The following is a 5174-nucleotide window of genomic DNA, read 5'->3' as shown; positions in this document are numbered from 1 at the left end:
AAGGTTAACGACGGTTAGATTCACCTCTTACACAGCACCTGGCACTATATTGATGGGATCACGCAGCATGTCCCTGTACTTCTAACTTATGTAGATAATGAAGAGAAATACCGTTTTGCAAATAAACTCTACTGCCAGCTATTTAAGTTGAATGAACACGAAATCGTAGGAAACACCGTCAAATCTGTTCTACCCGTTGATATTTATGACAGAATTCAAGATCATCTATTTAATGCTTTAAAAGGTAATGAAACTGCATTTGAAATTGATGTCACAATAGGCGGCGTTAGAAAGTATCTGATCACCACCTACACTCCTGATTTTGCACTTAACGGAGACGTTGAGGGGGTATTTGCCTGTATTGAAGATGTCACTGAGCTCAAAAACTCAGAAGAGCAATTAGCTAAATACGCCTCAGATATGGAGTTTAATAACTGGGCACTTGAAGAAGCCAAAGAACAAGCCGAGAACGCATCAAAAGCCAAAGCTGATTTTTTAGCGACCATGAGTCATGAAATAAGAACGCCCATGAACGGCGTACTTGGTATGTTAGATTCTTTAAAAAGCACCCCTTTAGATAAAGAACAAAACGAACAAGTTGATATCGCCAGTCGTAGTGCGCTCTCGTTAATGCGCATTATTAACGATATCTTAGACTTTTCAAAAATTGAATCTGGTAAATTGGAAATAGACATCAATGAATTTGATGTCTATTTCCAATTTACCAGATTCAATTTTTGAAAAGTCTAAGATATCGTTAATAATGCGCATTAACGAGAGCGCACTACGACTGGCGATATCAACTTGTTCGTTTTGTTCTTTATCTAAAGGGGTGCTTTTTAAAGAATCTAACATACCAAGTACGCCGTTCATGGGCGTTCTTATTTCATGACTCATGGTTATTTCCTACTTACTTCGTTCAGTTACGTATTGCTAAGGTTAACAGACTTGGTACGGTTGGGTAACTCAGCACCTCTTTCTCGCACGCACTGACTGAAAAGAGACGAGTGCATACCTTCTTGTTTGGTACAAGGCTGACCAACATCACCCGGGCACTGGAAATGAGAAGATTCCAGATGAGGCCTTGATGGCCTGCACCTCTGGCGTTGAGGACTGCGTCCGGCGGCACCCGCATTGCCCAGTCGCTCCATGAGTTCAATCGCAAATGGTCCAGACGTGTCCTTTCCGGCGGCCCGGTCGTCCCATTCATCTCTTGACGGTTTGGAGCGGCAGGAGGATGGCCAGCTCTTCAACGGAAATGGATCGGCTGCACCGTTCATGCCGCCGCCTTGTCTGGCTTAATCCTTTGCTTCGCTTTGAGGGATTTGAAGCCAAAGCGCGCGGCATAAGAGCTTTACTGCCGCACGTAGAATGACTCCAGGGCGGTTCATTTCGCTGGACGCTGTGTCCGATCTTTGCAAGGCACTTGATGGCTCAACCGGGTTTGCCAAGCAGTCCGATCCGCGCCTTTGGCTTGAGCGCTCGGCCTAACCCTCCTGCACCATTTTGCAAAAGCGACCGCTGTCCAAAATGTCGTAACCAGTCCGGCTGCCGGTGTAACGAAACACGGTAAATGGAGGATCCATCTTCCTCAGGCTCGGAAATCTCGCCAAAGGCATAAAGCCCGTCCCAAATCCAACCACGGGCATCAAAAACCGGGTCTTCAGATACCGTGATCACAAGCTCCTCGCCTTGAGGGTCCTCCTTTGCATAGTCGAACACGAAGTGCTTGGCACCAGTCAGGCTTTTCACAGGCGGCCTCATCCTGTTTCCTTCATGGGAAGACAACAGGTGAATAGCCAGCCCTTCCTGGAGGGGCGGCACCTTGGAAAGCAAAAACTGTGTGTCAGCATCAACCTCCCAGCGTGGTATGGGTACCAAATCATCGTCAGGGAAACAAACGGCAGCTCCAGCGCCTTCGAGGGGGCAGCGGAAACCAGCAGCATCAACGCCGCGCCAATGGGTTTGATCACGGAAACCTCGCATAGTCTTCCATTTGCAGCGCACGCGCGCTGCTGGTTTGCAGTCCGCATTGTACTGCCACGACCGGCCCCAATGAACCACCCTCATAAATCTTCATGGGCACTTCGCAGTCTGCGTCGCGAAATTTGATCCAAAGGCGTTGGGCGGCACGCAGTTGCTCTTGCACTGGTTCGGTTTGAACTCCATCACCTGTTGATAGGCCGCATTGAGTTTCTCATCCCAAAGCTCTGTTTCGCGCGAGGCGCAAACACGCATGCCAAGGGACGTTCCAGTTCTGGGCTTTCCTGACCAGACGGTGAACACTCGGCCGATACAGCCGACGGACGCCGCAAAGGAAGTTCCTGCTTCAGCAAGGCACGCCTGCATGATGTTTCTGTCTTCCGGGGTGGGAGTGTTCAAATTGCTGCTGGCCACAGCGGCACCAGCAAAAATGCATCCGATCATTGAAATCGCTAGGAATTGGCGCAAGGTCGTCCTCCAATTTTCCCAGTAACTTATCGGAAAAATCGTAAACACCAAAATGACACGCCCTTGCTCCCATCCAGAAAATCGCGCTTAGCCTTTATGAACTCTCAAAGCCAAACGAAAAGGCCCCGCAGTTTCCAGCAGGGCCTCTACCTGAACCAATCGGCACGAATGCCGAGTTCTAACGATTAGCGATAGTCGTAGTTACCGTCTTTCCACTCGTACCACACGTAACCTGGCAGTGTTACATCACCCTTTTCGTCAAAGGAGAGGTTGCCAAGCACTGTTTCGAACTCACCGGAATCCAGTGCTTCTACAACAGCGTCATAGTCGGTGGAACCTGCAGCTTCTACAGCATCAGCCCACGCTTGAATTGCTGCGTAGGTATAAAGTGCATAGCCTTCTGCAGTCTTGCCAGCAGCTTCGAGCGCCTCAACGACAGGTGCAGCTTCTGCGTTTCTGCGTGGGTCTGGAGAGAAGGTCATCAGCGTACCTTCACCTGCAGGACCTGTGATGGACCAGTATTCGTCGGTCACAAGTGCGTCACCGGAGATCAGGATGGTGTTCATGCCCTGATCAGCCATCTGACGCTTCATGAGACCAGCTTCAGTGTGGTAACCACCAACGTAAAGCACGTCGATGTTTTCCGATTTAAGCTTGGAAACCAGCGCGGTGTAGTCCTTTTCACCGGCGGTGTAAGCTTCGTAGACAGCTTCATCTTTGCCAGCGGCGTTCATCACAGCCTTGGTCGCATCAGCAAGACCCTTACCATATGCAGTCTTGTCATGAATGATGGCAATGTTCTTGTCGCCAAACTCGGTCGCAAGTGTGTTACCGGCAACCTGACCCTGTTGGTCATCACGGCCACATACGCGGTAGACACCTGGACCTGGACGTTCATCCGTGAATATTGGGGTTCGTGGAAGCTGGTGTAATCTGGATGATGCCCTCTTCAGCATATACTTGAGAGGCCGGATAGAAGAACCGGAGCAGAAGTGACCAGCCATGAACACGGCACCTTTACCAACCATCTGGTTGGCAACGGCAACGGCCTGCTTCGGGTCACGGCATCATCGCCCACTTCCAGAACCAGCATTTCGCCGTTCACACCGCCAGCAGCGTTGATGTCGGCTACAGCCTGTTCAGCGCCTGCCTTCATCTGCGCGCCAAAGGAGGCGTACTGACCAGTCATTGGACCTGCGGTACCGATGACGATGTCAGCCATAGCTGTGCTGGATAGGGCAATTGCCGTAATACCTGCAACACTCGCCAAAATAGAGTTTTTCATTTTTACTCCCCTGATCTTAAGGTGATTTAAATCTCACTTTGTCAGCCCCTAAAGGCATGTGAAGAAGTGAATGTTTCCATCTTCTTCAAATCTTTGAATAAGCAGCGTCTCTCCACACCGCAGAATTCAAAGATCTCTAGGGGTAGTTGAACAACCCCAGAAACTTTGCAACCCAAAACTATGAGTTAATACTAATTTCAGTAGGCATCGTCTTTGCCCTCTTTCAGCGTCCAGCTGAAGGGCTCGTCCGAGTATAAAGCCAACGATACTGGGTCACCATTTGCGTGGTTCGCGTCTTGCGCCACCCGAGCAGCGCAATACCTGTCAGCACCAGATAATCAACGATGAGATACTGCAGTGACAGCAGCGGCTCTTCAAACAGTGCGAAAGACAGGAACCTAACCGCAAGGGTCAACAAGAACAGGAACCAGAACAGCAGCCACAAAGGCCGCCATGTCACGGCAATTGCTCGGCCAGTCGCATATGCTGCGAGGCCCCCAATGCCGCAAACAAAGATGATAAAGACAGGCAAGGAACTGCCGTAGAGAATACCCATGATCTGCTCCTCGCTCAGTGCCTGCCGCCTTCGAGATAGGCCGCCCTGACCTCCTCTTCGGACAGGAGTTCCTTACCGGTTCCGGTCATGGTGATGACACCGTTCACCATGACGTAACCGCGGTGCGCAAGCTTCAATGCGTGATACGCATTCTGCTCCACCCAAAAACACGGTAAGACCGTCATTCTTGTTCAGCTCGTTGATTGCCTCGAAAATCTGCTTCACAATAATAGGTGCAAGACCAAGAGACGGTTCATCAAGAAGCAAGAGCCGCGGACGGCTCATCAGCGCCCGAGCAATTGCCAGCATCTGCTGCTCCCCGCCCGACAGTGTGCCGCCGCGCTGATTTTTACGCTCACGCAGGCGCGGAAACAGATCGAACGCCTTCTTCAAATCGTCTTCGAAGTGATCGTTCCCGGCAACCATGCCGCCCATCATCAGGTTCTCAAGACCGACATGCGCCGGGAATGTCGACGCCCTTCAGGCGATTGCGCAATTCCGGTTCGCATGATCTCATAGGTTGGCTTCAGGGTGATATCCTCGCCCGCATAAACGATGGAGCCGTTGCGCGCCTGAGGCGTGCCACAGACGGTCATCATCAACGTGGACTTACCCGCACCGTTAGCACCGATCAGGGTAACAATCTCGCCCTCGAACACATCAAGATCGACGCCCTTCAGGGCAATAATCTTGCCGTAATAGGTCTCAACGCCGAGCTTTCGAAGTGGCTCAGTTGCGCTCATCGTCCACTTCCTCCTCAATCTGATCCACTTCATCATCATCCACACCCAGGTAAGCGGCGATCACCTGCGGGATGCGTTCTTCACCTTCATCGGGCGTTCCATCGAGGTGCTGAGTTACCCAACCGTACCAAGTCTGTTG

The 5174-nt window shown here is 50.9% G+C and carries 8 protein-coding genes and 2 pseudogenes; 2 read left to right on the top strand and 8 right to left on the bottom strand.

Features of this window, described 5'->3' with window-relative positions; translation table 11 throughout:
- Positions 1-18 precede the first annotated feature (18 nt).
- On the top strand, positions 19-741 hold the full coding sequence (locus tag ACXAC4_RS27740; protein ID WP_475168512.1) for a histidine kinase dimerization/phospho-acceptor domain-containing protein: 723 nt from the start codon (positions 19-21) through the stop codon (positions 739-741).
- On the opposite strand, the pseudogene ACXAC4_RS27735 reads toward ACXAC4_RS27740, so the two are convergent.
- Positions 709-897, bottom strand: a pseudogene (locus ACXAC4_RS27735) (histidine kinase dimerization/phospho-acceptor domain-containing protein); the annotation flags it as partial. The gene ACXAC4_RS27740 and the pseudogene ACXAC4_RS27735 sit on opposite strands and share 33 nt — an antisense overlap.
- A gap of 268 nt (positions 898-1165) precedes the next feature.
- Here ACXAC4_RS27735 and ACXAC4_RS27730 point away from each other — a divergent pair.
- Positions 1166-1375, top strand: a complete 210-nt coding sequence (locus tag ACXAC4_RS27730) for a VWA domain-containing protein (RefSeq protein ID WP_475168508.1) — start codon at positions 1166-1168, stop codon at positions 1373-1375.
- A 59-nt stretch (positions 1376-1434) separates the two neighbouring features.
- On the opposite strand, the gene ACXAC4_RS27725 is transcribed toward ACXAC4_RS27730, so the two are convergent.
- The 7 genes and pseudogenes from ACXAC4_RS27725 to ACXAC4_RS27695 all read right to left on the bottom strand — a co-directional run bounded on the left by ACXAC4_RS27725 (position 1435) and on the right by ACXAC4_RS27695 (position 5035).
- Positions 1435-1986: a hypothetical protein gene (locus tag ACXAC4_RS27725; protein ID WP_475168505.1), complete on the bottom strand. Its 552-nt coding sequence runs from the start codon at positions 1984-1986 to the stop codon at positions 1435-1437.
- Positions 1970-2149, bottom strand: a complete 180-nt coding sequence (locus tag ACXAC4_RS27720; RefSeq protein ID WP_475168501.1) for a lysozyme inhibitor LprI family protein — start codon at positions 2147-2149, stop codon at positions 1970-1972. The genes ACXAC4_RS27725 and ACXAC4_RS27720 overlap by 17 nt, the downstream gene beginning before the upstream one ends.
- The gene (locus ACXAC4_RS27715) at positions 2077-2451 is read right to left on the bottom strand and encodes a lysozyme inhibitor LprI family protein (RefSeq protein WP_475168498.1); all 375 of its coding nucleotides are present in this window, start codon (positions 2449-2451) and stop codon (positions 2077-2079) included. Before ACXAC4_RS27715 ends, ACXAC4_RS27720 begins: the two co-directional genes overlap by 73 nt.
- 185 nt (positions 2452-2636) lie before the next feature.
- Positions 2637-3607 (bottom strand): annotated as a pseudogene (locus tag ACXAC4_RS27710) (branched-chain amino acid ABC transporter substrate-binding protein).
- Positions 3608-3959: 352 nt separating this feature from the next.
- Positions 3960-4292: a DUF6867 family protein gene (locus tag ACXAC4_RS27705; RefSeq protein WP_475168495.1), complete on the bottom strand. Its 333-nt coding sequence runs from the start codon at positions 4290-4292 to the stop codon at positions 3960-3962.
- 72 nt (positions 4293-4364) lie between these two features.
- A complete protein-coding gene (locus ACXAC4_RS27700; protein WP_475168491.1) occupies positions 4365-4730 on the bottom strand; it encodes an ATP-binding cassette domain-containing protein in 366 nt (121 codons plus the stop codon).
- A complete protein-coding gene (locus tag ACXAC4_RS27695; protein WP_475168487.1) occupies positions 4730-5035 on the bottom strand; it encodes an ATP-binding cassette domain-containing protein in 306 nt (101 codons plus the stop codon). Before ACXAC4_RS27695 ends, ACXAC4_RS27700 begins: the two co-directional genes overlap by 1 nt.
- Positions 5036-5174: the final 139 nt, after the last annotated feature.

Source organism: Pseudoalteromonas sp. AWM4_233, assembly GCF_056158285.1.
Note: the sequence above shows the minus strand (reverse complement) of the source record. Positions and strands in the feature narration are given on the sequence as shown.